Here is a 24,829-nt window from a genome sequence, read left to right on the forward strand (position 1 = left end):
CCCCTATCCCCTCCCCTCAAGGGGGAGGGGGACGCATCGTGCTTGTGGCAGCAGGGTGCCCACGGACGGAAGGTGCGGGACCGTCAGAACCTGCCCGTGATCTCCAGGAGGCCGCCAAGGCGGCTGTAGGCGATTTCGTCCAAAACAACGCCCCAAACGCCGATGGTGTCGGGATCGACGCTATTGTAGGCGTTGACCTCGGCGGTTGCCGGCCCTTTGAGAAACCATGCCCGCGCACCCGCCCGGATGGTTAAGTTGGGGGTGGGATGCACGCCGGCCATCAGTTCGGCGCTGGCGCCGTAGGCGGCGCCGTCGATACGGCCGACGGCACGGTTGGCGATCACCCCGCCGCCGATGTCGGTGGGGTCGATCACATATTCGGGGGTGCTGCCGTTGATATAGGCATAGGGAACACCGGCGACCTCGGCGGTGATGTCGAACATCTCGTTGAACTCGGCCTTGGCGGCCAAGCCAAGACGTAACGAATGGATGTCGAGGCCGTCGACATCCCACAGATTGACCCGTGCGATATCCGGGGCCTCGCGGTTGTACTGGTAGCCGGCGAAAGCACCCACCCTCACCCGGTCGTTGCCGAACGGCAAGTAGCCGAAATCGGCGCCGGCGTAGCCGATATGACCGCCTTCGAAATCGATGGCGCCGGGAACCTCGCTGGACGTGTATTCACCATCGGTCGCGATGGCGTATCCGGCCATGCCCTTGAGGTAGCTGCTGGTCGAGAAGTCATCGATGCGGAAATGCCCCTCGAGGATATGGCTGGTATCCTTGGCGGACAAATCCTCGCCGTCGAGCTTCACCGTCTGCTCGCCCTTCGAATACCAGTAGCGCAATCCGACCTCGAAGCGCAGAGGATCATCGTCAGGAAGCGTCCACTGGTTGGGATAGGCGGGGCGCAGCTCGGGGTACATGCTGTAGTCGGCCGCCAGCGCCGGCGCGGCGATCATGAGCACGGCCGAGGAGACGGTGGCGACGGTATGAGTGCGCGACATTGAGCCCTCCGCGAAGACAGGCCCATTCGAGGCCCCCGGAGTCTTTATCGATTATTAGGGTTAATGATCTTCTAAGCGGGCACAAGCTGCAAGAGTTCGGGAGCACAACTCGCCCACACCCACCGGCTGTCATCCCGGCGAAGGCCGGGACCCAGCCCTGAACACACCGACGCGCATGGAAAGAGCGGCTTTGCTCTTCCTGCCCCGATCATACACCTGGCGGCTGGCGAGATACCTCGGGATGGGCCCCGGCTTTCGCCGGGGTGACATCGTGGTGGTGGAGGCGGTGGCGCACCAGTCGCGAGCGTACTGGGCCCAGAGGTTCCCTCACCCCCCTACTCCCCCGCTGCGTATTGGGGGCGTTCGGGCTTTTCGGCGTGGATTTCCTCGGCGACGAGGAAGGCGAGCTCGAGGGCCTGGCTGGCGTTGAGGCGCGGGTCGCAGTGGGTGTGGTAGCGGTCCGAGAGGGTGGCTTCGGTGACGGCCGAGACGCCGCCGACGCACTCGGTGACGTCGTCGCCGGTCATCTCCACGTGGACGCCGCCGGCGTAGGTGCCGAGCTCGCGGTGCACCTCGAAGAAGCCGCGGACCTCGGCCAGCACCTTGTCGAACGGACGCGTCTTGAAGCCGGACGAGGCCTTGATGGTGTTGCCGTGCATCGGATCGCAGCACCAGACGACCGTGCGGCCGGCCTTCTCAACGGTCTCGACGAGGCGCGGCAGGTGCTCGTGGACCTTTTCGGCGCCGAACCGGCTGATGAGGGTGATGCGGCCGGCCTCGTCCTGCGGGTTGAGGCGATCGAGCAGGCGCAGAAGGTCGTCGCTCGAAAGCGAGGGACCGCACTTGATGCCGATGGGGTTGCGGATGCCGGCGAAGTATTCGACGTGGGCGCCGTCGGGCTGGCGGGTGCGGTCGCCGATCCAGATCATGTGGCCGGAGGTGGCGTACCAGTCGTTGGTGATGGAGTCGCGGCGGGTGAGCGCTTCCTCGTAGCCGAGCAGCAGCGCCTCGTGGCTGGTGAAGAAACTCGTCTGGCGCAGCGCCGGGGTATTGTCGGGCGTGAGGCCGAGGGCGCGCATGAAATCGATCGCGCCGTCGATCTTGCGGGCCACCTCCTCATAGCGCGGGTACCAGTTGGAGCCCTTCATGAAGCCGACGGTCCACTCGTGGATACGGGTCAGGTCCGCATAGCCGCCATAGGCGAAGGCGCGCAGCAGGTTGAGGGTCGCGGCCGACTGGCGGTAGGCCTGGAGGAGTCGGTCCGGGTTCGGGGTGCGCGCTTCGGGCGTGAAGTCGATGCCGTTGATGATATCGCCGCGGTAGCTCGGCAGGTCGATGCCGTCGACCGTCTCGATGTCGGCGGAGCGCGGCTTGGCGAACTGGCCGGCGACGCGCCCGACCTTGACGACGGGCTTGGATGCGCCGTGGGTCAGGACCACCGCCATCTGCAGGAAGACACGGAAGAAATCGCGGATGTGGTCGGCGCCGTGCTCGGCAAAGCTCTCGGCGCAATCGCCGCCCTGGAGGAGGAACGCGCGGCCGTGGGCGACGTCGGCGAGTTTCGACTTCAGATCGCGGGCTTCGCCGGCAAAGACCAGCGGCGGGAAGGTCGAAAGCTGCCGCTCGGCCTCGCGCAGGGCCGCTTCATCCGGATAGGCCGGAACCTGGGAGATGGGCTTATCTCTCCAGCTCGAGGGGGTCCACGTGCTCATCGGCGGCCTCAATACTTGTACCGGGCGCGGTCTACCAGCAGCGGGCGGGACGGACAAGCGCAAATGCCGCGGTTGGAGGGGTAGGCGAGAGTCATCCACCGGCTGTCATCCCGGCGAAGGCCGGGATCCATCCTGCGATCCATTCCCGGCCGCAAGGTCTATGAGCCAAGGAATCCCTTGCCGATCTTTCCGTGCTCGCTGATGTGTTCAGGGCTGGGTCCCGGCTTTCGCCGGGATGACAGCCGGTGGGATATGGCGGGATGGTGCCTCATCTCGTCAGCCATATCCCCGCCAGCCAACGCAGCCCTACCCCTGCTTCACGCCGGCGCGATAGGTGTAGCTCGGGGCCTTGAACGTGACGAGCTCCTCGGCGGCGGAGGGGTGGAGGGCGATGGCGCGGTCGAAATCGGCCTTGCTGGCCTTCATGGCCATGGGGATGGCGGCCATCTGCACGATCTCGCCGGCGTCGGGGCCGAGGATATGGACGCCGAGGACGCGGCCTCCGTCCTTTTGCGTGATGAGCTTCATCAGCATGCGGCCGGTCTTATCCGAGAGGGTGTTCTTCATCGGGCGGAAGCGGGCGATGAAGACGTCGATGTCGCCATGGGTCATGGCTTCGGTCTCGGTGAGGCCGACGACGCCGACTTCGGGTTCGGCAAAGACGGCGGTGGGGATCATGGAGTGATCGACCGCGGTGGGATTGGCGTTGAAGACGGTCTCGGCGAAGGCAGCGCCCTCGCGGATGGCGACGGGGGTGAGCGCGGCGCGGCCGGTGACGTCGCCGACGGCGTAGATGGCGGGATTGGAGGACTGGGAATAGGCGTCGACGCGGATGGAACCGTCCGAATGGAGCTCGACGCCGGCTTTCTCGAGGCCGAGGCCGGCGGTGTTGGCGCGCCGGCCGGTGGCGAACATCACCGCGCCGAAGGGGGCCTCGACGCCGTCGCCGAAGGTGACGCAGACATTCTCGCCGTCCTTGCGCAGGCTCACGACATTGGTCTGGTAGATGATGCGGATGCCGCGCTCCACGAGGCCGGCGTCCAGCCCCTCGCGGATATCCTGGTCGAAGCCGCGCAGCATGCAATCGCCGCGGTAGACGATGGTGGTCGCGACCCCGAGGCCGGCGAAGATGGTGGCGAACTCGGCCGCGATGTAGCCGCCGCCCTCGATGAGGATCGAGTGCGGGAGCTTTTCGAGGTGGAAGGCCTCGTTGGAGGTGATGCCGAGCTTGGCGCCGGGGATGTCGGGAATGAAGGGGTGGCCGCCGGTGGCCACGAGGATATGCTTTGCCTCGAGCGTCGTGCCGGCCTTTTCGAGGCGGATGGCGTTGGAGCCGGTCAAGACCGCGCGGTCGCGGATGATCTCGACGCCGGGCTTTTCGAGCGCGGCCACATAGGCGCGCTCCAGCCGGGCGATCTCCTTGTCCTTGTTGGCGACGAGCGTCGGCCAGTCGAACCTGGCATCCACCGTCCAGCCGAAGCTCGGGGCGAGATCGAAGAGATCGGAGAAGCGGCTGGCGTAGACGAAGAGCTTCTTGGGCACGCATCCGCGGATGACGCAGGTGCCGCCGACCCGGTACTCCTCGACGATAGCGACCTTTGCGCCGTAGGTCGCCGCCATACGGGCGGCCCGGACACCGCCGGAGCCCGCACCGATCACCAGCAGGTCATAAGCCAATTGCGCACACTCCTATGGCGATGTCCGGCGTGACGGCGGGACGGCCACGCCGCGAGGGACAGCATCAGATGGGGTGGCGCTTGGCACAAAAAAAGACCCCGCACAAGGCGGGGTCCCTCGAAGCGACGACCGGAGAGCGGTCAGAGCTCGACGCCCTGCGCGCGCAGCTCGGCGCGGACCTTGGCAAAGAACTCGCGGTTGAGATTGTTCTCGAACACCGCGATGACGTTCTGCAGGTCCTGATTGACCTCGATATTGGTGGTGGCGAGCTTCTGGCCGACGGGGCTCGAATAGAAATCGACGATCTGCTGGAGCTCTTCCATGGTGAAGCGCACGGCATAGATGCGGGCGAACTGATCGAGAAGCTCGCCCTTGCGGTCGCGGTACTCCTCGAGGATCTTCTTGATGGCGGCGTCGGTCTGGTCGATGATCTCGGGGTTTTGCGTCACGATCTGGCGCATGGTCTGGATGCCGGTCTCGACGAGGGTGACCTCATAGACGTTGGCGCGGTCGGTCAGGTCCACATATTGGCGGGCAAGCGCCAGATGCTCGGGCGCCAGCTCCTGCGCCATTGTCGGGACGGCAGCCGAAACCGCGGCAGTGGCGAGAAGAATAGCCAGAAGCGCCCTCACGCGCTGAACCAGACCTGTCATTGCAAAACCCATTCGTTTCGATCCAACTCCTGCCCGTTCACGGGTCCACCGTCTTTACGCCATCGGCGGCCGCGACATAAGCCCTTTTGCACATCCCCAGGAAAAGGCCGTGCTCGACGACACCCGGAATGTCGAAGAGCGCCCGGGAAAGGGCTTCTGGCGAGGAAATACGGCCAAAAGATGCGTCCAGAATCACATGTCCGCCATCGGTGACGAAGGGCTCGCCATCGGACCTGAGGCGGAGCGAGAGGCCGCCCTCGGCTCCATGCGCGGCCATCACGCCGGCAACGGCGCGGCGCGTGGCACCGAGGCCGAAGCGGTTGACCTCGATGGACAGGGGAAACCGGCCGAGCTCACGCACGATCTTGGATTCATCGGCGATAACGATCATGCGGGCCGAGGCCGCCGCGACGATCTTCTCGCGCAGGAGCGCCCCACCGGCGCCCTTGATGAGGGCGAGGCCGGGGCCGATCTCGTCGGCGCCGTCGATGGTCAGATCAAGGGCGTCGATGGTGTCGAGGTCGGTCAGCGGAATACCGAGGCCCCTGGCCTGCTCGGCGGTCACCTCCGAGGTGGGCACACAGAGGCACTCGAAGCCCGCGGCGACCTTCTCGCCCAAGAGATCAACGAAATGCCGTGCGGTCGAGCCCGTGCCGAGGCCGAGGCGCATGCCCGGCCTCACCTCCGCCAGCGCCGCCCGTGCGGCCTCGCGCTTCAGCGCCTCGCTCACCTCGTTCTCCCCCGGAAAGCCTTTGCGGCGGGTGTTTGACTGGACGATTGCCTAAAGTCAACAGGCGCATTTCACGCATTGGTGAACAAAGATCGTAACCTGTCGGCAACACAGTTTGGTGTAGTTGGCGAAAGTGCGGCGACAACGTGGCAGCCTGGCTAGGCGCGTTGCAGGATTGTGCGTAAGCATCCGCGTATTGTTGAACCGCGCGAATCGTTTGTGCGGTTCTACTGTCAGAGGCACAGTGGGGATATGACGAGGCTTAGATCGGTGACAGCCGTGGCGCTGTCGATACTGTTGGCATTGAGCATCGTGGCGCCGGTGTCGGCGGCGCGGGTCTACAATTCTTTCACCAATACCTGGGAAGAGCCTTCCGCGGTTGCGACGCGCAACAAGGGCGGCAGCCCCATCCGGCGGGAAACCGTCGACTACTCCGGCAATTACAGGCCCGGCACGATCGTCATCGAGACATCCGAGCGCCGGCTCTACCTCGTTCTCGAGGACGGCAAGGCGCTTCGCTACGGCGTCGGCGTCGGGCGCGACGGCTTCCGCTGGGCGGGCACGCACCGCATCACCCGCAAGGCCGAATGGCCCGGCTGGACGCCGCCGCCGGCCATGCGCAAGCGCGTTCCGGACCTGCCGGCCTATATGCCCGGCGGCCCCGCCAATCCGCTGGGCGCACGCGCGCTCTATATCGGATCGACGCTCTACCGCATCCACGGCACCTCCGAGCCCTGGACCATCGGCCAGGCGGTCTCCTCGGGCTGCATCCGGCTGACCAACGACGACGTGACCGATCTCTATGAGCGGGTGCGCGTGGGCGCGACCGTCGTGGTGAAACACTAGGTTGTGTGGACATTTAGGTGATGGCGGCCTGCAAAAGGGCGGTTTTCTGCGCTTCCGGTGCTCACGTACCCCAACGTACGCTGCGCGCCGGTTCTCAAAAACCACCCTTTTCGGCTCACCCTGACCTAACTGTCCACACAACCTAGACGCCCTCCAAAGCAAAGTTTGCCAATGGCCGGCCGTCTGCGCCGGCCATTTTGTTTTGAGGGCGCTTTGAATGAGAAGAGCCACGATATAGATTGCGCCTCATGACGCATCTCGCCTCCCGCCCTGCCCTACCTTCCGCCGGACGGCCGCTCGTCGACCGCTACGGACGGCACGTGACGTATCTGCGCATCTCGGTGACCGACCGCTGCGACTTCCGCTGCGTCTACTGCATGGCCGAGAACATGACGTTCCTGCCCAAGCGCGAAATCCTCTCGTTCGAGGAGATCGAGACGATCGCCGAGGCGTTCGTCTCGCGCGGGGTGACGAAGCTGCGCCTGACGGGCGGGGAGCCGCTGGTGCGGCGCGACATCATGGACCTGGTGAGGAGCCTCGGCCGGCACCTCAAGGGCGGCGGGCTGAAGGAGCTGACCGTCACCACCAATGGCAGCCAGCTCGCCAGATATGCCGAGGAGCTGGTCGAGGCGGGCGTGCGCCGGATCAACGTCTCCCTCGACACGCTGGACGCCGAACGGTTCACGGCGATCACGCGGCGCGGGCGGATCGCGGACGTCCTCGGCGGGATCGAGGCGGCGCAGGCGGCGGGGCTCGAGATCAAGATCAACATGGTCGCCATGCGCGGCGTCAACGAGGACGAGATCGAGCCGATGATGGCCTTCGCCCATGGCCGGGGCATGGGGCTGACGCTGATCGAGGGCATGCCGCTCGGCGAAGTCGGCATCGACCGGGTGGAGAGCTATTTGCCGCTGAAGGAGCTGCGGGACCGGCTGGCGGCGCGCTACACCCTCGAAAAGATCGACAAGCGCACCGGGGGTCCGGCGCGCTATGTGCGGGTCGCCGAGACCGGAGGCGTGCTCGGCTTCATCACGCCGATGAGCCACAATTTCTGCGAGAGCTGCAACCGGGTGCGCCTGACGGCGACCGGCCAGCTCTTCATGTGCCTCGGCCAGGACGACCAGGTGAACCTGCGCGACGCGCTGCGCGAAGGCGGGCTCGACGCGCTCGATGCCGCGCTCGAACACGCGATGATCCTCAAACCCAAGGGGCACGACTTCGTGCTCGACCGCGAACACGCAGAGCCGGCAGTGATGCGACATATGTCGGTGACGGGAGGGTAGCCTCGCGCTCCCGCTCGGGAACATTGCATTCCATTTCCCCTTGATCGCCCGCGCCGCGCTCCCGCACGGGAGCAATTGCTTGCCAAAGTGGATAATGCAGCCTATATGTTCCCGTACGGGAGCACATTGCATCCCGGCAGGAGAACGTACATGGCGGTTCCCGCACCTTCATCGGAGATGATCCGAACCATCAAGGACCTCGGGCGACGCGTCGCCGAGCAGCGCAGGGCGCGGAACTACACGCAGCAGCACTTCGCCGACCTTGCCGGGGTAGGACGCCGCTTCGTGTCGGAACTGGAAGACGGTAAGGCGACGGCCGAGATCGGCAAGGTTCTACAGGTGCTCAATGCGCTGGGCTTGGATCTTGTCGTAAAGGACCGCTGATGATCCTCGATGTTCGACTGGACGGCTTCGGCGCGCCGATCGGCGAGCTCGCGGCGGACGACAGGGGCGCGGTCACGTTCACCTATACGGGCGAGCACCTGGAGCGCGCGGATGCGCTGGCGCTCTCCCTTGCCCTGCCCTTGACGCCACAACCTTTCGCAGATGTTGCCACCCGCGCCTATTTCGACAACCTGCTGCAGGAGCGGGATACGGCGCGCGCCGACATCATCGCGAAATACGGCCTGGCCAATGACGATATCGCCGGCATTCTCTATCACCTGGGCAAGGACTGCTCCGGCGCCGTATCGGTGCTGCCCGAGGGGGCCCCGGCGGTAAAAGTCCCCGGCGTCCTTTCCAGGGATTACGAGCCCTATGCGGATGCACAACTCGAGAGCATCGTTCGATCGCTCCATGAACGCAGGCCGCTACCCGAGGAGGTCCAGGACCCCTCGCCTCTGGCAGGCGTGCAGAGCAAGATCGCCGTGACGGTCCTGCCGGACGGAAGAATGGCTGCGCCGCTGGGCGGCGCGCCAACGACACACATCCTCAAGGTGCCTCAGGAGCGTCACGAACGCGAGGCGGCGCGAGAGCATCGTGCGATGGTTCTTTCGCGGGAAAGCGGCTTCGAAACGGCGGCAACCGGACTCATGGAGATCGCGGGCATACCCGCGCTGCTCGTCGAGCGATACGATCGGGTGGTCGAGGGCGGGCGCGTCCGGCGCATCCATCAGGAGGACTTCTGCCAAGCCCTGGGGCTGCCGGCGCGGCTCAAATACGAACGCCGGGGGACGCAAGGACGCCGGTTCGATGTCGCCGCGGTTCGAACCATCCTGGACCGGACGATCGATCCGGTGCGCGAGCGCCAGCTCTTCATAGACATCACGATATTCGACATGCTGATCGGCAATGCCGACGCCCACGCCAAGAACTTCTCGCTGTTCCACCTGCCCGGAAACCGGATCAGAACGACGCCGCGCTACGATGTGCTGCCGACCGTGCTGGACCGGGGCACCACGGACGAGTTCGCATACCGCATCGGCAACGCGGAAGCGCTGGCGCAGGTGGACGCTCGTGCCCTCGACGATTTCCTTGCCGAACTGGGATTGAGCTCCATCGCGGGACGCCGCCGCATCCTCCAGGAAGCGACCGATCGCGCGGTTCGCACGCTCAACGGCCAACTCGGGGAGATCGCAAGGCACGACAAGAACTTCGGCGATCTCATCGCCACCAACATCCGCACGCTATGCGACAACCTCGGTCTCGAGGTCCCCGGGCCGGCACGAGATATGGACACTTTCGTGCGCTAGTTCGCCGACCGTTCCGCCAGCTCGACGATGATACCGTCGGGATCGCGGCAGAAGGCCACGCGTTTGAGGATTTCGGAGTTGTAGGCGAGGCGCGGGCGCTCGATGATCTCGATGCCGGCAGCTTCGAGACGGGTGACGACCTCGTCGATATCGTCATAGGCAAGGGTCAGGTGGCGGATGCCGGCGACGCCCTCGGGTACGTCGCGGGCAAGATCGACCTCGCGGTCGGGCGCGATCACCTCGAGCATGCCGCCGCCGGCGTCGAGGAAGGCGACCTCGCCGCGGGTCTGGCGCTTGCGCAGGACGAGATCGAGCCCGAGAAGGCCGACATAGAAGTCGATGGTGCGGTCGAGATTGCCGCTCGTCATGCCGACGTGCTCGAAGCCGATAAGCATGGCCGGTTACTTGTCGTCGTCGACGACGAGAGCGAAATCGAGCGGAAGGGCTGTCGTGTACTTGATCTGGCCCATGGCGAAGGCCGAGCTGACATCGGTCAGCGCAATCTTGCCGATGAGCCGCTTGTAGAAGGAATCGTAGGCGGCGATATCCGGCACGACGACGCGCATCAGATAGTCGACGTCGCCGCTCATGCGGTAGAACTCGACGACCTCGGGGAAATCGTCGATGACGGCGGAGAACTTGCGCATCCAGGCTTCGTTGTGCTCGTTGGTCTTGACCGAGACGAAGACGGTAACGCCGACGTTGACCTTGACCGGATCGAGCACCGCGACGCGCCGCTGGATGACGCCGTCCTCCTCCATCTTCTGGATGCGCCGCCAGCACGGCGTCGTCGACAGGCCGACCTTTCGCCCGATCTCGGCGACGGGCATGGTCGCATCCCGCTGCAGGAGACCCAGTATCTTGCGATCGATCTTATCCAGCGCCATTGAAGCCCCCAGAAGAAATCCGTTTGCGGATTTAATGAAATTATACAGGAAATCTAGCGCGATATGCGCCAAATCAACCTAGTCAAAGCAAAAAACGTTCACTTGTCAACTCTACTCCGGCAGTCAAGTTTGCGACGGGCGGAACAAATCAGACAACCACTTCAAAGGGCTTAGCCCGTCCTGGTGATCGTCGCGCCAGGCGCGCGGCGCATCGAAGGTGCCGGCCCAGATGCCGAGACGCTGCCGGCGGGCCTGCTGCTCCTCATGGTCGTAGCCGCCATTGGCGATGGCAAGGCCGGCCGACACCATCTCGCGGCCGAGGTCGCGCCCACCGATCTCGCAATTGGCGAGGAGCCGGCCGAAGCGGTCGTGGCCGTGGGGAACGCAGGAGACCACGCCGGAGGCGAGGAGGCGCGCCATGTGGTCGCGCGCGGCGCGCCCGCACGGCCAGTCGGCCCCGGACGCATCCGTGCAGGTCTGGTCGAACTCGGGCGCGTCGATGTCGAGCAGACGGATGCGCTCCTCGCCCAGCCGGAAGCTGTCGCCGTCGCTGACCCGCGCCCGGCCGGAGACCGGATCGTAACGCGGCCCGAGGAGGGTGGCGCCGACGGCAACGACGGCGAGCACGGCCAGCGCCGTCAGGGTGCCGGACAGTCCGCCGAGGCGGCTTCGCCGGCGGCTACCGCGCCGATAGGTAAAAACCAAGGTTTCATCCCCTGTTAACCACGCTGTTGATAGTGTTTTTAACCAGCGTAGCGAATGCGTTTTCTGTTCGCATCATCTAGTTATCGAGTAACCGCGTCATGCCGTCCCAGCCGGCGACATCCAGCACCGACGTCCGCGCGCAAATGGGGCGCGAGGTGCGCCGCAACATCCAGAAGACCGTGCTCGACGCGCGCCAGCGCCTGACGTCGAGCTCGGGCACGCGCGCCGCCTTCGACTATCAGCTGATGCAAGCCTATGCGGAGTCGCGCATCGGCGCAGCGCTCCCCCTCTCGGCCATCGTCATCATCCTTGCGGTCGTCGCCAGTTTCTGGGTGCCGTTCATGTTCACCGCCATCTGGGCGGGGATGGTGCTCCTCAGCCTGCTGGCGGTCGCCCTGCTCTGCCGGCGCTTCCAGCGCGTGTCGCCGGCCAAGTTCCACGCCGAGCACTGGACCACCAATTTCGTCGCCGCCGAAACGGTCTACGGCGTCACCTGGTCGCTGATCACCCTCTTCGGGCTGCTGACGCAGGCAGCCGAACTGACGCTGGTGACATTCGCCATGGTGCTGGTCAGCATCGCCTCGAACGCGGTGGCGACGCGCACGCTCACCCCGGCGACGGTGATGAGCACGCTGCCGGCAACGCTCACGGTCGCCATCAACCTCATCTATCTCGGCGGTACGCTCAACTACACGCTGGGCGCCATCGTCATCTGCGCCGAAATCTTCTTCGTCTATCTGGCGCGCCAGCTCCACGCCTCCGAGCTCGAGCGCATCTCGCACCAGGCCGAGAAGGATTCGCTGATTGCCGAGCTCGAGGAAGCCCAGCACATGTCGGACGAGGCGCGCCGGCATGCCGAGCAGGCCAACATTGCCAAGTCGCAGTTCCTTGCGACCATGAGCCATGAGCTGCGCACGCCGCTCAACGCCATCATCGGCTTTTCCGAGGTGCTGAAATCAGAGCTGCTGGGTGCACACCAGGTGCCGCAGTACAAGGAATATGCCGCCGACATCCACGGGTCGGGCCTGCACCTGCTCAATCTCATCAACGAGCTGCTGGACCTGTCGCGCATCGAGGCGGGCAAGTACGAGCTCAACGAAGAGGTCGTGTCGCTGATCGACATCGCCGAGGATTGCCGGCGGATGATGGAGCTGCGCGCCAAGGCCAAGGGCATCGACCTGACCTTCAGCTACGGCAACGCCCTGCCAAAGCTGTGGGGCGACGAGCGGGCGATCCGGCAGGTGGTCCTCAACCTTCTCTCCAACGCCATCAAGTTCACGCCGCAGGGCGGCAAGGTGACACTCGTCATCAACCGCAGCGCCGATGGCGGGCAGCTGATTTCGGTCAAGGACAACGGGCCGGGCATTCCCGAGGACGAGATCGAGACCGTGCTCTCCTCGTTCGGACAGGGGTCGCTGGCGCAAAAGACCGCCGAACAGGGCGCGGGCCTGGGCCTGCCCATCGTCCAGAAGATCATGGACCTGCACCAGGGCCGGTTCGATCTCTTCTCCAAGGTGCGCTTCGGCACCGAGGTCATCGCCAGCTTCCCGCGGGCGCGGGTGATGGATGCGCTGGCGCCGGTGGTGGAGCGGCGCGACAGGCTGCAGATCTTTTCCGAGGCGGGGTAGCCGGAAGCGGCAAGTTACGTGTCGCAAATTTCTCCCTATCAACCGGCTGTCATCCCGGCGAAGGCCGGGACCCAGCCCTGAACGCATCCACACGCACGTCGGGCTGTCGTGCCCCATTCACACACCTTGCGACTGGCGCGGCATCTCAGGATGGGTTCCGGCCTTCGCCGGAATGACAGCCCGTGGGTAAGGTTTGGATGGCGCTCGAACCGCACCGTCGGTGGATGGGCAGACGCGCTCAGGCCGATTTGCCGCTGACGGCCGCCTCCGCGAAGGTCGCCATGGTGTTGTGGAGGTCGAGCGCGGTCTTCGTGACGACAGCGGCAAGGGCAGCGCCGCTCCCCTCCCCCAGGCGCATGCCGAGATCGAGGAGGCCCTTGCGGTCCATGGCGGCCAGCGCCCGGGCATGGGCGCTTTCGGCGGAGGTGTGGCCGAAGATGCAGTGGTCGATCGCCTCCGGATTGATCGCATAGGCGATGGCCGCGGCGGAGGTGGCGACGAACCCGTCGACGATGACCGGGATCTTCTGGTGGCGAGCAGCGAGGAGCGCGCCCAGCATGGCGGCGATCTCGCGGCCGCCGAGGCGGGCGAGGATATTGAGGGGATGGGTGAGCTCGTTCTTGTGGAAGGCGAGCGCGCGATCCACCGCATCGGCCTTGCGGGCAAGACCGGCGTCGTCGACGCCGGTGCCGCGCCCGACCCAATCGGCGCCGGTGCCGCCGAAGAGCGCGGCGTAGACGGCGGCAGCGACCGTAGTGTTGCCGATGCCCATCTCGCCGATGCAGATGAGATCGGGACGGCCGGCAATCGCCTCCATGCCATAGGCGATGGTGGCCGCGCACATGCGATCGTCCAGCGCCGGCTCGCGGGTCATGTCGCCGGTCGGCAGTTCCAGCGCCAGCTCGAAGACGCGCAGGTTCAATTCGTGCAGCGCGCAGATGCGCGAGATGGCAGCCCCGCCATTGGTGAAATTGGCGACCATCTGGGCCGTCACCTCGCGCGGGAAGGCGGATACCCCCTGATCGGTGACGCCGTGGTTGCCGGCGAAAATGGTGACCATCGGATTGTCGAGGGTGGGCCTGGGCTTGCCCTGCCAGCGGGCGAGGTGCTCGACCAGCCGCTCGAGCTCGCCCAATGAACCCGGCGGCTTGGTGAGCTGCGCGTCGCGCTCGCGCACCGCCGCCACGGCCGCCTCGTCGCCATCGGGCACGGTGAGGATGAGATCGAGGACGTCGGAATAGGCGGGATTGAGCGGGGCGGACATGACGACTCCGGCTATGGTAGGAAGGCTGGGTCTTGTTGCCCAAAGTGGGTGGAATTGCAATTGAGCCAGGAAAGCGAACCGACCATTGCGCAAACCGAGGAGGGGCCGGGGCCTCGCCTCGCGAGGGACGACGCGGGCGGGCTCTTCGCCGATACGGTGATGGCGCTGCGTTTCTTCTCGCGCCTGCCGACGGGTGACAGCCCGCACGAGACGCCTTCGCTCGCGCGCATGGCGCTCGCCCTGCCCTTCGCCAGCCTCGTCATCGGGATCGGCCCGGCGCTGCTCCTCGTTTTCGGATTGCTGCTGGGGCTGCCCAGCTATTTCGCCGCGGCGCTGGCAGTGGCGGCGGCGGTGCTGGCGACCGGCGCCATGGCCGAGGACGCCGTGGCCGACAGCATGGACGGGCTCTTCGGCGGGGCGAGTCGTGAGCGCCGGCTGGAAATCATGAAGGACAGCCGGCACGGCACCTATGGCGTGGCGGCGCTCTGCCTTTTTCTTTTGCTGCGCGTGACGGCGCTTGGAGCGATCGGCGCGGAAAACCCATTGGCGGCGGGAGGACTGTGGCTGGCGGCAGGCGTACTCGCCCGCTCGACGGCGCTCTGGCTGCCGGTGGCGTTGCCACCGGCGCGGCAGACGGGCGCCGGCGCCACGGCCGGCGAGCTCGGCTGGAAGAGCTTTGCCGCCGGAGCGGGCTTTGCCGTCATCCTCTCGCTCGTGCTGGCAGGCCCGTTCGCCGGCTATCTCGGGCTTCTCGTCGCCTTCGTGCTGCTCGCGCTCGCCGTCGCCGGCTGGACGGCGCTCTGCCGCAAGCTCGTTGCGGGACAGACGGGAGACCTGACCGGAGGACTCATCGCGCTTTGCGAAATAGCCGCGCTGACGGCATTTCTGCTGGCGTCCTGAACCCAACTCCAGCCCGGTGGAAAGGCTGTTTTGGAGAACACACGCAAGTTTGCGTCGACCTCAACCAGAAATCCCGAGCCCTGCCTTGAAACGGACAAGACGAATGACTTTATCGGGATAAGGAACGACTTCGGCGAGGGCAGAGACCGCACATGATCTTCATCGGTATCGCGCTCGTCATTGCCGCCGGGCTCGGACTTCTCATCGCCAGCGATGCGGGAAGCCTGGTGGGGTTGACGGAATCCCAGACGGGGCAGCTGCTTTTCCTCGTCATCATCCTCATTTTCCTGGCCGGCGGCACCTTCATGCGGCGGCACAAGGCAGGCGAGCTCGTCAGCGGCGTCGCCATGTGGGTGGCGATTTTCGGCGTTGCGCTCCTCACCTACTCCTACCGTGCGGAGATCGCGGGGGTCGCCAGCCGTGTCTTCGGCGAGCTGGCACCGGGCGTCGCGGTCGTCGACGCCGAGCGCGGCACGGCGACCTTCCGGCGCGGCATCGGCGGGCACTTCGAGGTCAGCACGACCGTCAACGGGCATACGACGCCGATGATCTTCGATACCGGGGCGAGCGCCGTGGTGTTGACCACAGCCGATGCGCGGGCGGCCGGGATCGACACGGACACGCTGCGCTTCGACATCCCCGTCTCGACCGCCAACGGCACCGGCATGGCGGCGCGGGTAACCCTCGATGCCGTCGAAGTCGGCGGCATCACGCGCCAGAACGTGCGCGCCTTCATCTCGGAGGACGGAGCGCTGGAAACGAGCCTTCTCGGGATGACGTTCCTCGAGACCCTCAGCCGCTACGCGGTGACCAGCAACGCGCTGGAGCTGACCGACTGACGCCGGCGGGCGTCGTCCAAAGCATCCATTGCCCTGTCCAGCACCTCGACGCCGGCGCCCCTGCGGCAGGCGTCGGTCGAAAGGATCTGGCGGAACTGGCGCGCGCCCGGCAGACCATTGGCAAGGCCCAGCATGTGGCGGGTGATCTGGTTGATGCGGGCGCCCTGCCCGATCTGCTCCCCGGCATAGACGCGCATGCCGGCCATGACGCTTTCGAGCGTCACCGGCTTCGCCGGCTCGCCGAAGACGAGCGCATCGACATCGGCGAGAATCATCGGATTGTGGTAGGCGGCGCGGCCGAGCATGACGCCATCGACGTGGTCGAGATGGGCGAGCGCAGCCTCCAGCGTATCGATGCCGCCGTTGATCATCACCGGATAGGGCGCGAGGCGCTTACGCAGACGATAGACCCGGTCATAATCGAGCGGCGGGATGGTGCGGTTTTCCTTGGGGCTCAGTCCCTGCAGCCACGCCTTGCGGGCATGGACATAGAGCGCCTCGGCGCCGGCCGCGACCATCGCGTCGGCGAACCGGTCGAGCCCCACTTCCGGATCCTGATCGTCGATGCCGATGCGGCACTTGACGGTGACCGGCAGATGCGTCGCCTCGCGCATGGCGCGAACACAATCGGCGACCAGGTCCGGCTCGGCCATGAGGCAGGCGCCGAACCGGCCGGACTGCACGCGATCGGACGGGCAGCCGACATTGAGATTTACTTCAGCGTAACCGGCGGCCGTGGCGAGCTGCGTGGCGGCGGCAAGCTCGGCCGGGTCCGAACCGCCGAGCTGAATGGCCACAGGCTGCTCGGCCGGCGAAAAAGCGAGGAGCCGCTCGGCATCGCCATGAACGAGCGCGGCGCTGGTGACCATTTCGGTGAACAACAGCGCCCGACGGCTGAGGAGCCGGTGGAGATAGCGGCAGTGCCGGTCCGTCCACTCCATCATGGGCGCGACGGAAAATCTATGCGCTTGATAATTCAAGGTTTTTCTCGTGTCTTTCCGGGCCTTAAACGTGCGCAAGCTCGCCTTTCGCGTTCTGTACCCCCGCAGTGTGCACGGGATGGCATCCAGCTTCTCGCCAAGCAGGACGCGAGATTGACTCGGGCCAAAAGCTCCCAAGCATAAGGACGGGACTAAGCCCTTCGCAAATCTGATCGACCTGCATATCGGGGATATGAAGGATGTTGGCAAGGAAATCGGTCGCTCAAAAGAGATTCGGTCTCGAGTTGAGGCCAGGCCTCAGGGTCATGTCGGCTTCATCTGGGCTATTATCAATGTAATATAATGGTTCAGGATCAGGACGATATCGATGAGCGAATATGCACCCACCGATCTGGACCGGCGCATCTGGGAGGAAGAACTCGATGCCTTTGTGCCGCGACAGGTTTTCGACGTGCATACGCACATCTATCGCTGGGCGTTCAACATCAACCAGGACAAGGAGAGCGGCCCTTATGCCGCCAGCATCGGCCGGCACTTTCCCGAGGTGACGTTCGAGCTGGCCAACCAGATAGACGAGGCCCTGATGCCCGGCCGGCAGATCGAGCGGTTGGCCTTCCCTTTCCCGTTCGCCGGAGCCTGCGACTTCGATGCGTCCAACGACCATGTCGGCAGGGAAATGGCCAAGGCCGCCGATTCCGCGTCGCTGATGCTGGTGCATCCCGGCATGAGCGCGACCGTCATCGAGGCGACGCTCCGCCGCACCGGCGCCGTCGGCCTCAAGCCCTATCTTGTCTATGCCACCAATGCCGACCGCGCCGAGGCCTCCATCACCGACTTCCTGCCCGAGCACCAGATCGCGCTGGCCGACCGGCTCGGGCTGATCGTCATGATGCACCTCTCCAAGCGCCAGGCTGTGGCTGACCCGAACAATATCAAAGAGTTATGCAGGTTGAGCGAAGCCTATCCGCGCGTTCGCTGGATCCTCGCCCACTGCGCGCGGTCCTATTCCGCCTGGGCCATCGAGAGGGCGGCCGCGAGCCTGCGCGGCCTGCCCAACATCTGGTACGACACGTCCACCGTCTGCGAGGCCGACGCTCTCGATGCGCTCTATACCGGCGTGGGGGTCGACCGGGTCATGTATGGCAGCGACGACATGATCGGTCCGATGCGCGGCAAGTATATCGCGTTCGGCTATGCCTGGGCCTTCCTGTCCGAGACCAACCACCAGCTCTCGCTCGGCCATTGCGATGGCCGCATGACCTTCATTCGCTACGAACAACTGCGGGCCATGAAACGCGGCGCCCGCCAGGTGGGACTCGACGCAGTCCAGCGCCGAGCCTTGTTCCACGACACGGCCCGCAGCCTGGTCGATGCCGCCCGGCGGGATGTACGCGCCGCTATGAGCGCGTGATCCTCCGGTCGGCCGCGATGTACCTCAGATCGCGTCGAGGAAGTTGACGCCGGTGAGCCCGCGCTCGGCCTTGAAGGCGCGGAACTCGGCCTTGAGCTTTTCCTCCGAGGCCGCGTCGTAGAAGTTGCCGAAGGGCTTGCGGCAATAGCCGGCGTCGGCACCCTGCCAGGCCATGCTGCGCTTGATCGCCGCGATCGGATTACGCGCCAGCGCGAAGAAGATGATGGCGTTGCCCACCTCCTGCAGCGCCCTTGCCTTCTCTATGTCTCCGGCCTTGGCCGCGGCAAAGAGGTCGATGAAGACTTCCGGAATGGTGTTGTAGAAGCTGCCGATGATGCCGTCGGCACCGAAGGCAACACCCGACATCGCCATTTCGTCGGCGCCCGAATAGAGCACGAAATCCTGCCCGATCTCGGTCTTGATGCGCATGATGTCATGGTGGGTGGAGGCGGTGTACTTGATGCCTTCGACGCCTTTGATCTGCGCCAGCCGCTTGATCATATCGAAGCCGAAGAGCCCGGCCAGCGGCACGTTGTAGACGCACATGGGCAGGCCGGTGGAAGCGGTGATGTCGGTGTAGTAGGAGACGATCTGGTCCTGCGAGAAGCCCCAGTAGAAGGGCGGTACGGACGACAGGGCGTCGGCGCCCACCTTTTCGGCATGGCGCGCCAGGTCGATGGAAAGGTGGGTGCTGATCGCCCCGACATGGGCGATGACGGGTATCCTGCCCTTGACCTCGTCCATCACCACTTCGAGCACGCGCTTGCGCTCTTCGGGCGACATCATGAAGGCCTCGCCGGTGCTGCCGGTCACATAGAGGCCGTCGACCTTGCGCCTGATCAGGAAGTCGACGACGGTGCGCATGCGGCCTTCGTCGAACGCCTCGTTTTCGTCGAAGGGCGTGACCAGGGCGGGCAGGACACCGGTGATCTGGGATAGCTTGCGAGGCATTTTGGCTCCGGGATGAGGAAATCAGGCCGAGGCGGCGACCGCTTCCGGCGCGGCTTCCGGCAAATCGATGAGATGACAGCTGGCATAATGGTCATGGCCGTCGACCTGGTAGCGCTTGAGACGCGGCACTTCGGTCCGGCATACGTCCCTGGCGTAGCGGCAGCGCGGATGGAACGGGCAACCCGGGGGCGGGTTGACCGGGCTCGGCACGTCGCCCTGCAGCACGATGCGTTCGGACTTCTTGTCGAGGTCCGCCACCGGAATGGCCGACAGCAGCGCCTCGGTATAGGGGTGCAGGTTCTTGGCGAAGAGGTCTTCGGAGCGGCAGAGCTCAACCACCCGGCCCAGATACATCACAGCCACGCGGTCGCAGATATATTCGGTGACGCTGAGGTCATGGGTGATGAAGATGTAGGTCAGGTTCCGCTCGCGCTTGAGCTTCATCAGCAGCTGCAGCACCTGCGCCTGGATCGAAACGTCGAGGGCGCTCACCGCCTCGTCGCAGACGATCAGTTCCGGCTCGATGCTCAGCGCACGGGCGATGCCGATGCGTTGGCGCTGGCCGCCGGAGAATTCGTGCGGATAGCGGTCCATGTATTCGCGGCGCATGTTCACCGCCTCGAGCAGGTCGCCGATGATCCTGCGCCGCTCCTCGCGCGACTTGACCCCGTATTTCTTCAGCGGGTCTTCCAGCGAGCCGAAGATGGTGAAGGCCGGGTTCAACGACGAGTGCGGGTCCTGGAACACGATCTGCAGCCGCTTGCGGAACGGCACCAGGCCCTCGTTGTCGAGCCGGGTGAGGTCGGTTTCCTTGTCTTGCGGCGAGCGATAGACGATCTCGCCCTCGGTCGAGCGAACCAGTTGTAGGATGGTCTTGCCCAGCGTGGTCTTGCCGCAGCCGCTTTCGCCCACGAGGCCCAGCACCTCGCCCCGATAGACGTCGAGATCGACGCCATCCACCGCCTTGACGTGCCCTACCGTGCGCTTGAACACGCCGGCCTTCACCGGGAAATGCGCCTTCACCCCGCGCAGGCGCAGGATGACGTCGTTATTGTGCTCCATGGCCGGAAAGCTCCTCGTGGCGCCAGCACATGACCCGGTGGGTCGGCGTGATGTGGGTTTCGTCCGGCATGGCCTGGCATTGGGCGGTGGCGAAATCGCACCTGTCGGCGAACTGGCAGCCCTTGGGCCGGTTCAACGGATCGGGCGTCGAGCCCCGGATGGCCTTGATGTCCTGGTCCTTGCCGTTGCCAAGCACCGGCACGGAGGCCAGCAATGCCCTGGTATAGGGGTGCACCGGATTGCGCAGCACCTCGTCGACCGTGCCGGCCTCCACGATATTGCCCATGTACATGACGGCCACGTCGTCGGCGAGTTCGGCCACCACGCCCATGTCGTGGGTGATGAGCATGATGCCGGTGCCGTGCTCGCGCTTGAGCTTGTCCATCAGCTCGAAGATCTGCGCCTGGATGGTCACGTCGAGCGCCGTCGTCGGCTCGTCGGCGATCAGCACCTTGGGGTTGCAGGCCATGGCCATCGCGATCATGGCGCGCTGGCGCATGCCGCCGGAATAGCGGTGCGGGAAGTCGTTGACCCGCTTTTCGGGCAGGGCGATGCCCATCTCGGTCAACAGCGTGATCGCCCGCTCATGCGCGGCGCGCCGCGACATGTCCGTGTGGTATTTGAGGCTCTCCTTGATCTGGAAACCGACGCTGTAGACAGGGTTAAGGGCGGTCATCGGGTCCTGGAAGATCATGGCGATCTCCGCGCCCCGCACCCGGCGCATCTCGCGCCCGTTGCGCTCGAGCGCATGCAGCGGGATGTCGCCACGGTCGGAGTGGTAGATGATCTCACCTTCCTCGATGCGCGACAGGGTAGGCAGCAGCTGCATGATCGAGGCGGCGGTCACCGACTTGCCGCACCCGCTCTCGCCTACGATGCACAGCGTCTTGCCCTTCTTGATGTCGAAGGACACCCCGTTGAGCGCCTTGTTGCAGCGGTTGTTGGTGTAGAAGAAGGTCTTGAGGCCACGCACGCTGATGGCGACGTCCTGGGTGTCGGTCATCGCTCTATCCCTGCTGGCTGGGGTCTGTGGCATCGCGCAACCCGTCACCGATGAAGTTCACGCTGAGGACGAACAGCGAGATCACGGTGCCGACGGGCAGCCAGACCCACCAATTGCTCTGCAGCACGCGCAAATCCTGCGCCACGTTGAGGATGTTGCCCCAGGTGGGAATGGAGAGCGGCACGCCGAGCCCCAGGAAGCTCAGCCCCGCCTCCTGCAGGATGAAGGCGGCCGTGGAGAGGGTGATGTTCACCATGATCGGACCGAGCGCATTGGGCAGCATGTGCTTGTAGGCGATCAGCGGCCGGCTGAGCCCGAAGCTGCGCAATGCGAGCACGTATTCTTCCTCACGGATGCTGAGCATGCGGGCCCGCGCCATGCGGTAGATGCCGCCCCAGCCGGTCAGCGTGAAGATCAGCATGAGGTTGACCAACGACTGGCCGAGGATCGAGACCAGCAGCAGCACCAGGATGATCTGCGGAAACGACATGAAGATTTCCGAAACGCGCATGGCCAACGCATCGAGCCATCCGCCGACATAGCCGGTATAGACGCCGATCAGGATGCCGACGATCGCCGCGAGCACGGCACTGCCGAGCCCCACCAGGATGGAGATGCGTCCGCCATAGAGCACGCGCGAAAAGAGGTCCCGCCCTGTCCGGTCGGTGCCGAACCAGTGTTCCCAGGAGGGTGGCTGCAGCATGGCGCGCAAATCGATCCTGTTGGGATCGTAGGGGGTCAGCAGCGGCGCGAAGATCGCGGTCAGCACGATCACCGAGAAGATGATGAGCCCGATCACCGCCAGGCGGTTGTTGAGGAATTTGTTGAAGGCGCGCGAACCGCCTTTCGAGCGGGCTTCACCCGCTTCCTCGCGGGCACTGATGCGGTCGAACTGTGCATCGAGCCGGGTCCGCTTGCGGGTCGTGGGGTAGGTTTGATGGGCCATTTCTATTCTCCCAGCCGCACGCGCGGATCGATGACGGCGGTCAGGATGTCGACGATCAGGCTCGCCAGCAGCACAGCCATCACCGACAGGAGCGCGATGGTCATCACCACCGGATAGTCCTGCGAGCGCACCGCCGAGATGAACTCGTTGCCGATGCCGGGCCACTGGAACACCTGCTCGATGATCACCGAGCCGCCGATCAGCACCGGCAGTCGGAAGCCGATCAGGACGACGACCGGAGTCAACGCCACCCGGAAGCCGTGCAGCAGGTTCACGCGCCACTCGGGAATGCCCTTGCTGCGCGCGGTCTTGATGAAATCCCGGCTCAGAGCGTCCAGCATGGACGAGCGCGCGTAGCGCATCACGCCGGCCGTCAGCATGATCGACAGGACCAGCGACGGCAGCACCAGGTGCGGCAGACGGTCCCACAACGTCATATAGCCGGGCATCGAGCGCCCGCCCACCGGAAACCAGCCCAGGTTCAGCGCAAAAACGAGGATGGCGACGAGGCCGAAGAAGAATTCGGGGATGGAAACGCCAAGCATGCCGATGACCGTGAGCACATTGTCGGTCCTGCTGCCGCGGCTGAGCGCGCTAACGACGCCGAGCAGGCAACCGAGGACGGTCGAGAAAACCAGCGCCACCGCTGCCAGTTCGAGCGTCGCCGGCAGGCGCGTCGCGATGATGCTGCCGATCGGCACACCGCCATTCATGGAGTAGCCGAAATTGCCCTGGATGAGGTTGGTGAACCAGGCCCAGAAGCGGACGTAGAAGGGTTGCCCCAGGCCGAGCGATTGCCGGAGCGCCTCGAGCTGATCGGCGTTCATGCTGCCCAGCGCGTCCGGGTTGATCATGTGGGAGACGGCGTCCCCCGGCGTCAGCTCCAGTCCCAGGTACACCAGGAAGCAGATGGCGAACGCCATGGGGATGAGGATCAGGACACGCCTGATGATGTAGGTCAGCATGCTCGCCCGGTCCGCGTTCTCTTGGGATCGACAAATGGCTGCGGGAGCGCCGGCGAGGCCCGGCGCTCCCGCAGTTGGCGGATCAGTTCGCCGGATGCTCGAACTGGTTGATCCACAGCATACGCGTATACGGGATGTCGATCGGGTGGATGTTCATGAAGTCGAGGGCCTCGAGGCCGGGCACGTCGGCGGCGGACTTGGTGTAGCCGAAGTCCGCCTTGCCCGCGGTGGCGTTGACCAGCAGGTTGCCGTCATTGTCCGAGGACGGACGGGCGATGATCTGCTCGATCTTCGGGGTGCCCTTGTGGTAGCCCTCGAACGGCACCAGCGTGGTGTAGTCGTTCATCACCACCTCGTCGATCTTGAAGGGGCCCGAGCCGATCGGCTTCTGCCAGAACGGCGCCTGCTGCAGGTTCAACGGATCGACACCCTCGAAATGCCTGGCCGGCAACGGCGCAAACTGGCTGAAGCTGAGCAGCACGTTCGGGTCGATGCTGGCGAACTTGATCGTGACGGTGTTGCCCTCGGTCGTGACGCCGGCCAGGGTGTCGGCTTCGCCGGCCACATAGGCTTCGGCGCCCTCGATCTTCTTGAGGGTTGCCTGCAGCACCGGCTGGGTGATCGGGAACTTCAGGGCCGCCCCGATCGAGAACACCACGTCATCGACGGTGATCGGCTCGCCGTCGTGCCAAGTCAGCCCGTCCTTCAGCGTGAAAGTGAAGGTCAGCCCGTCCTCGCTCACCGAATAGGTGTCGGCGAGTTCCCCGCCGATCGGCGTCAATGTGCCATCGGCCTCGAGGATCGTGTCGAAGGCGAACTTGTTGTGCACCCAGATTCCCAAGTTCTGCCACGGCACTTCGAAGAACTGCGCCGGACCGGCATTGGTATAGAGCACACCCTTGCCGCTGGCGTCGGGCTCGATCGTCCAGGTCTCGACGGCCCAGTCGTAGTTGTACTGCTCGTTGCCATAGGGAGCGCCGTTGCGGTTCAACCGGTCGCTCTCATAGGTGAAGAGCTGCTGGTAGTAGAGCGGGATCTGGTAGACGTTCTCGTTGATGATGTGCTCCATCTCGAAGTAGCCTTCACGCTGCACTTCGGGATCGGTGGTGCCGTTGACCTTGGCCACCAGCTCGTTCATCCGCGGGATATTGGGGATCATCGGCTTGAGGCCGTAGGCGTAGCGGTTGAAATACTCCTGCAGCGCCAACGCGGCGCGGGCGCCGTAGAGCATGTCCCAGGTGACCTTGGACGGGCCGTTGACCGGATCATCCGGCACCACCGAGATCTGCGAGCCGATATCGCCCTCGAGCAGGCGATAGTTCATCTGGATGCCGACATCGGCGAGATACGCCTGGATGGCGGCCATCAGGTCGGCCGTCTGCTGGTCGGTATAATAGTAGACGACGTCCAGCACGCGGTTGGAATCCCAGCCCGCCTCGGCGAGCAGCTCGCGGGCCTTGTCCGGATTGTAGGCGTAGGGCTCGAGGTCGGTCGGCTTGTTGGGACCATCGGGCAGCATGCCGACGGCCGGCACGGCCTGGCCCTCGAAGATCGTCTCGGCGATCGTATCCATGTCGATGGCATAGGCGATCGCCTGGCGCACGCGCGGATCGGACAATTGGTTGTCATTGATGGGCTGGGCGGCTACCGAGCCGCTGAAAGTCGTCGACATCAGCCCCGCGACGGCCAGGGCCATGAGCTTCTTCATATGCATATGCGTTCCCCTGT

At 65.0% G+C, this 24,829-nt stretch carries 24 protein-coding genes; 8 read left to right on the top strand and 16 right to left on the bottom strand.

Going from position 1 to position 24,829, the window contains the following annotated elements; genetic code table 11:
* Window positions 1-83 precede the first annotated feature (83 nt).
* From VE25_RS08580 to rpiA, 5 genes are all read right to left on the bottom strand, one after another.
* Window positions 84-1,007 carry a hypothetical protein gene (locus VE25_RS08580; RefSeq protein WP_046108200.1) on the bottom strand — a complete coding sequence of 308 codons (924 nt, stop codon included), beginning with the start codon at window positions 1,005-1,007 and terminating at the stop codon, window positions 84-86.
* Between the two features lie 335 nt (window positions 1,008-1,342).
* Complete coding sequence (locus tag VE25_RS08585; protein WP_046108201.1) at window positions 1,343-2,719, bottom strand: class II 3-deoxy-7-phosphoheptulonate synthase; 1,377 nt, start codon at window positions 2,717-2,719, stop codon at window positions 1,343-1,345.
* 306 nt (window positions 2,720-3,025) lie between these two features.
* On the bottom strand, window positions 3,026-4,396 hold the full coding sequence (gorA, locus tag VE25_RS08590) for a glutathione-disulfide reductase (RefSeq protein WP_046108202.1): 1,371 nt from the start codon (window positions 4,394-4,396) through the stop codon (window positions 3,026-3,028).
* Window positions 4,397-4,536: 140 nt separating this feature from the next.
* Window positions 4,537-5,049: a DUF2059 domain-containing protein gene (locus VE25_RS08595; protein ID WP_046108203.1), complete on the bottom strand. Its 513-nt coding sequence runs from the start codon at window positions 5,047-5,049 to the stop codon at window positions 4,537-4,539.
* A 37-nt stretch (window positions 5,050-5,086) separates the two neighbouring features.
* Window positions 5,087-5,779, bottom strand: a complete 693-nt coding sequence (rpiA, locus tag VE25_RS08600) for a ribose-5-phosphate isomerase RpiA (RefSeq protein WP_046108204.1) — start codon at window positions 5,777-5,779, stop codon at window positions 5,087-5,089.
* Window positions 5,780-6,031: 252 nt separating this feature from the next.
* On the opposite strand from rpiA, the gene VE25_RS08605 reads away from it, so the two are divergent.
* From VE25_RS08605 to VE25_RS08620, 4 genes are all read left to right on the top strand, one after another.
* Window positions 6,032-6,625, top strand: a complete 594-nt coding sequence (locus tag VE25_RS08605) for a L,D-transpeptidase (protein WP_046108205.1) — start codon at window positions 6,032-6,034, stop codon at window positions 6,623-6,625.
* Between the two features lie 248 nt (window positions 6,626-6,873).
* On the top strand, window positions 6,874-7,908 hold the full coding sequence (moaA, locus tag VE25_RS08610; protein WP_046108206.1) for a GTP 3',8-cyclase MoaA: 1,035 nt from the start codon (window positions 6,874-6,876) through the stop codon (window positions 7,906-7,908).
* A 150-nt stretch (window positions 7,909-8,058) separates the two neighbouring features.
* Window positions 8,059-8,292 (top strand): type II toxin-antitoxin system Y4mF family antitoxin, encoded by a 234-nt coding sequence (locus VE25_RS08615; RefSeq protein WP_046108207.1) that lies wholly within the window; start codon window positions 8,059-8,061, stop codon window positions 8,290-8,292.
* The gene (locus VE25_RS08620; RefSeq protein ID WP_046108208.1) at window positions 8,292-9,599 is read left to right on the top strand and encodes a HipA domain-containing protein; all 1,308 of its coding nucleotides are present in this window, start codon (window positions 8,292-8,294) and stop codon (window positions 9,597-9,599) included. The genes VE25_RS08615 and VE25_RS08620 overlap by 1 nt, the downstream gene beginning before the upstream one ends.
* Here VE25_RS08620 and VE25_RS08625 read toward each other — a convergent pair.
* The 3 genes from VE25_RS08625 to VE25_RS08635 all read right to left on the bottom strand — a co-directional run bounded on the left by VE25_RS08625 (window position 9,596) and on the right by VE25_RS08635 (window position 11,191).
* A complete protein-coding gene (locus VE25_RS08625) occupies window positions 9,596-9,994 on the bottom strand; it encodes a VOC family protein (protein ID WP_046108209.1) in 399 nt (132 codons plus the stop codon). The genes VE25_RS08620 and VE25_RS08625 overlap by 4 nt on opposite strands.
* 6 nt (window positions 9,995-10,000) lie before the next feature.
* On the bottom strand, window positions 10,001-10,480 hold the full coding sequence (locus VE25_RS08630; RefSeq protein WP_046108290.1) for an Lrp/AsnC family transcriptional regulator: 480 nt from the start codon (window positions 10,478-10,480) through the stop codon (window positions 10,001-10,003).
* 129 nt (window positions 10,481-10,609) lie between these two features.
* Window positions 10,610-11,191, bottom strand: a complete 582-nt coding sequence (locus VE25_RS08635; RefSeq protein ID WP_052731831.1) for a thermonuclease family protein — start codon at window positions 11,189-11,191, stop codon at window positions 10,610-10,612.
* A 98-nt stretch (window positions 11,192-11,289) separates the two neighbouring features.
* On the opposite strand from VE25_RS08635, the gene VE25_RS08640 reads away from it, so the two are divergent.
* Window positions 11,290-12,819 carry a sensor histidine kinase gene (locus tag VE25_RS08640; RefSeq protein WP_244466890.1) on the top strand — a complete coding sequence of 510 codons (1,530 nt, stop codon included), beginning with the start codon at window positions 11,290-11,292 and terminating at the stop codon, window positions 12,817-12,819.
* A gap of 238 nt (window positions 12,820-13,057) precedes the next feature.
* On the opposite strand, the gene cobT is transcribed toward VE25_RS08640, so the two are convergent.
* Window positions 13,058-14,083, bottom strand: a complete 1,026-nt coding sequence (gene cobT, locus VE25_RS08645; RefSeq protein ID WP_046108210.1) for a nicotinate-nucleotide--dimethylbenzimidazole phosphoribosyltransferase — start codon at window positions 14,081-14,083, stop codon at window positions 13,058-13,060.
* Between the two features lie 60 nt (window positions 14,084-14,143).
* Here cobT and VE25_RS08650 point away from each other — a divergent pair, with 60 nt between their 5' ends.
* Both VE25_RS08650 and VE25_RS08655 read left to right on the top strand, forming a co-directional pair.
* Window positions 14,144-14,983 carry an adenosylcobinamide-GDP ribazoletransferase gene (locus tag VE25_RS08650; RefSeq protein ID WP_052731832.1) on the top strand — a complete coding sequence of 280 codons (840 nt, stop codon included), beginning with the start codon at window positions 14,144-14,146 and terminating at the stop codon, window positions 14,981-14,983.
* Window positions 14,984-15,135: 152 nt separating this feature from the next.
* A complete protein-coding gene (locus VE25_RS08655) occupies window positions 15,136-15,822 on the top strand; it encodes a retropepsin-like aspartic protease family protein (protein WP_046108211.1) in 687 nt (228 codons plus the stop codon).
* On the opposite strand, the gene dusA is transcribed toward VE25_RS08655, so the two are convergent.
* Window positions 15,783-16,802 (bottom strand): tRNA dihydrouridine(20/20a) synthase DusA, encoded by a 1,020-nt coding sequence (dusA, locus tag VE25_RS08660; protein WP_083988819.1) that lies wholly within the window; start codon window positions 16,800-16,802, stop codon window positions 15,783-15,785. The genes VE25_RS08655 and dusA overlap by 40 nt on opposite strands.
* 328 nt (window positions 16,803-17,130) lie before the next feature.
* On the opposite strand from dusA, the gene VE25_RS08665 reads away from it, so the two are divergent.
* Entirely contained in the window at window positions 17,131-18,174 is a 1,044-nt protein-coding gene (locus tag VE25_RS08665; protein WP_046108213.1) for an amidohydrolase family protein, read from the top strand.
* 24 nt (window positions 18,175-18,198) lie between these two features.
* Here VE25_RS08665 and VE25_RS08670 read toward each other — a convergent pair whose 3' ends face one another.
* The 6 genes from VE25_RS08670 to VE25_RS08695 all read right to left on the bottom strand — a co-directional run bounded on the left by VE25_RS08670 (window position 18,199) and on the right by VE25_RS08695 (window position 24,815).
* Window positions 18,199-19,125, bottom strand: a complete 927-nt coding sequence (locus tag VE25_RS08670; protein ID WP_046108214.1) for a dihydrodipicolinate synthase family protein — start codon at window positions 19,123-19,125, stop codon at window positions 18,199-18,201.
* A 21-nt stretch (window positions 19,126-19,146) separates the two neighbouring features.
* On the bottom strand, window positions 19,147-20,187 hold the full coding sequence (locus VE25_RS08675) for an ABC transporter ATP-binding protein (RefSeq protein WP_046108215.1): 1,041 nt from the start codon (window positions 20,185-20,187) through the stop codon (window positions 19,147-19,149).
* The gene (locus VE25_RS08680) at window positions 20,174-21,190 is read right to left on the bottom strand and encodes an ABC transporter ATP-binding protein (protein ID WP_046108216.1); all 1,017 of its coding nucleotides are present in this window, start codon (window positions 21,188-21,190) and stop codon (window positions 20,174-20,176) included. The genes VE25_RS08675 and VE25_RS08680 overlap by 14 nt, the downstream gene beginning before the upstream one ends.
* Window positions 21,191-21,194: 4 nt before the next feature.
* Entirely contained in the window at window positions 21,195-22,136 is a 942-nt protein-coding gene (locus VE25_RS08685; RefSeq protein ID WP_046108217.1) for an ABC transporter permease, read from the bottom strand.
* A 2-nt stretch (window positions 22,137-22,138) separates the two neighbouring features.
* The gene (locus tag VE25_RS08690; protein WP_046108218.1) at window positions 22,139-23,101 is read right to left on the bottom strand and encodes an ABC transporter permease; all 963 of its coding nucleotides are present in this window, start codon (window positions 23,099-23,101) and stop codon (window positions 22,139-22,141) included.
* Window positions 23,102-23,183: 82 nt separating this feature from the next.
* Window positions 23,184-24,815, bottom strand: a complete 1,632-nt coding sequence (locus VE25_RS08695; protein WP_152664560.1) for an ABC transporter substrate-binding protein — start codon at window positions 24,813-24,815, stop codon at window positions 23,184-23,186.
* Window positions 24,816-24,829: the final 14 nt, after the last annotated feature.

Source organism: Devosia geojensis (genome assembly GCF_000969415.1).
Classification (GTDB): Bacteria; Pseudomonadota; Alphaproteobacteria; order Rhizobiales; family Devosiaceae; genus Devosia; species Devosia geojensis.

What these genes read in the sequence shown, in the direction of transcription:
- VE25_RS08580 (WP_046108200.1), bottom strand. Translation starts at nt 1,007, where the DNA reads ATGTCGCGCACTCATACCGTCGCCACCGTCTCCTCGGCCGTGCTCATG.
- VE25_RS08585 (WP_046108201.1), bottom strand. Translation starts at nt 2,719, where the DNA reads ATGAGCACGTGGACCCCCTCGAGCTGGAGAGATAAGCCCATCTCCCAG.
- VE25_RS08595 (WP_046108203.1), bottom strand. Translation starts at nt 5,049, where the DNA reads ATGACAGGTCTGGTTCAGCGCGTGAGGGCGCTTCTGGCTATTCTTCTC.
- VE25_RS08605 (WP_046108205.1), top strand. Translation starts at nt 6,032, where the DNA reads ATGACGAGGCTTAGATCGGTGACAGCCGTGGCGCTGTCGATACTGTTG.
- moaA (WP_046108206.1), top strand. Translation starts at nt 6,874, where the DNA reads ATGACGCATCTCGCCTCCCGCCCTGCCCTACCTTCCGCCGGACGGCCG.
- VE25_RS08615 (WP_046108207.1), top strand. Translation starts at nt 8,059, where the DNA reads ATGGCGGTTCCCGCACCTTCATCGGAGATGATCCGAACCATCAAGGAC.
- VE25_RS08620 (WP_046108208.1), top strand. Translation starts at nt 8,292, where the DNA reads ATGATCCTCGATGTTCGACTGGACGGCTTCGGCGCGCCGATCGGCGAG.
- VE25_RS08625 (WP_046108209.1), bottom strand. Translation starts at nt 9,994, where the DNA reads ATGCTTATCGGCTTCGAGCACGTCGGCATGACGAGCGGCAATCTCGAC.
- VE25_RS08640 (WP_244466890.1), top strand. Translation starts at nt 11,290, where the DNA reads ATGCCGTCCCAGCCGGCGACATCCAGCACCGACGTCCGCGCGCAAATG.
- cobT (WP_046108210.1), bottom strand. Translation starts at nt 14,083, where the DNA reads ATGTCCGCCCCGCTCAATCCCGCCTATTCCGACGTCCTCGATCTCATC.
- VE25_RS08655 (WP_046108211.1), top strand. Translation starts at nt 15,136, where the DNA reads ATGATCTTCATCGGTATCGCGCTCGTCATTGCCGCCGGGCTCGGACTT.
- VE25_RS08665 (WP_046108213.1), top strand. Translation starts at nt 17,131, where the DNA reads ATGAGCGAATATGCACCCACCGATCTGGACCGGCGCATCTGGGAGGAA.
- VE25_RS08670 (WP_046108214.1), bottom strand. Translation starts at nt 19,125, where the DNA reads ATGCCTCGCAAGCTATCCCAGATCACCGGTGTCCTGCCCGCCCTGGTC.
- VE25_RS08675 (WP_046108215.1), bottom strand. Translation starts at nt 20,187, where the DNA reads ATGGAGCACAATAACGACGTCATCCTGCGCCTGCGCGGGGTGAAGGCG.
- VE25_RS08680 (WP_046108216.1), bottom strand. Translation starts at nt 21,190, where the DNA reads ATGACCGACACCCAGGACGTCGCCATCAGCGTGCGTGGCCTCAAGACC.
- VE25_RS08685 (WP_046108217.1), bottom strand. Translation starts at nt 22,136, where the DNA reads ATGGCCCATCAAACCTACCCCACGACCCGCAAGCGGACCCGGCTCGAT.
- VE25_RS08690 (WP_046108218.1), bottom strand. Translation starts at nt 23,101, where the DNA reads ATGCTGACCTACATCATCAGGCGTGTCCTGATCCTCATCCCCATGGCG.
- VE25_RS08695 (WP_152664560.1), bottom strand. Translation starts at nt 24,815, where the DNA reads ATGCATATGAAGAAGCTCATGGCCCTGGCCGTCGCGGGGCTGATGTCG.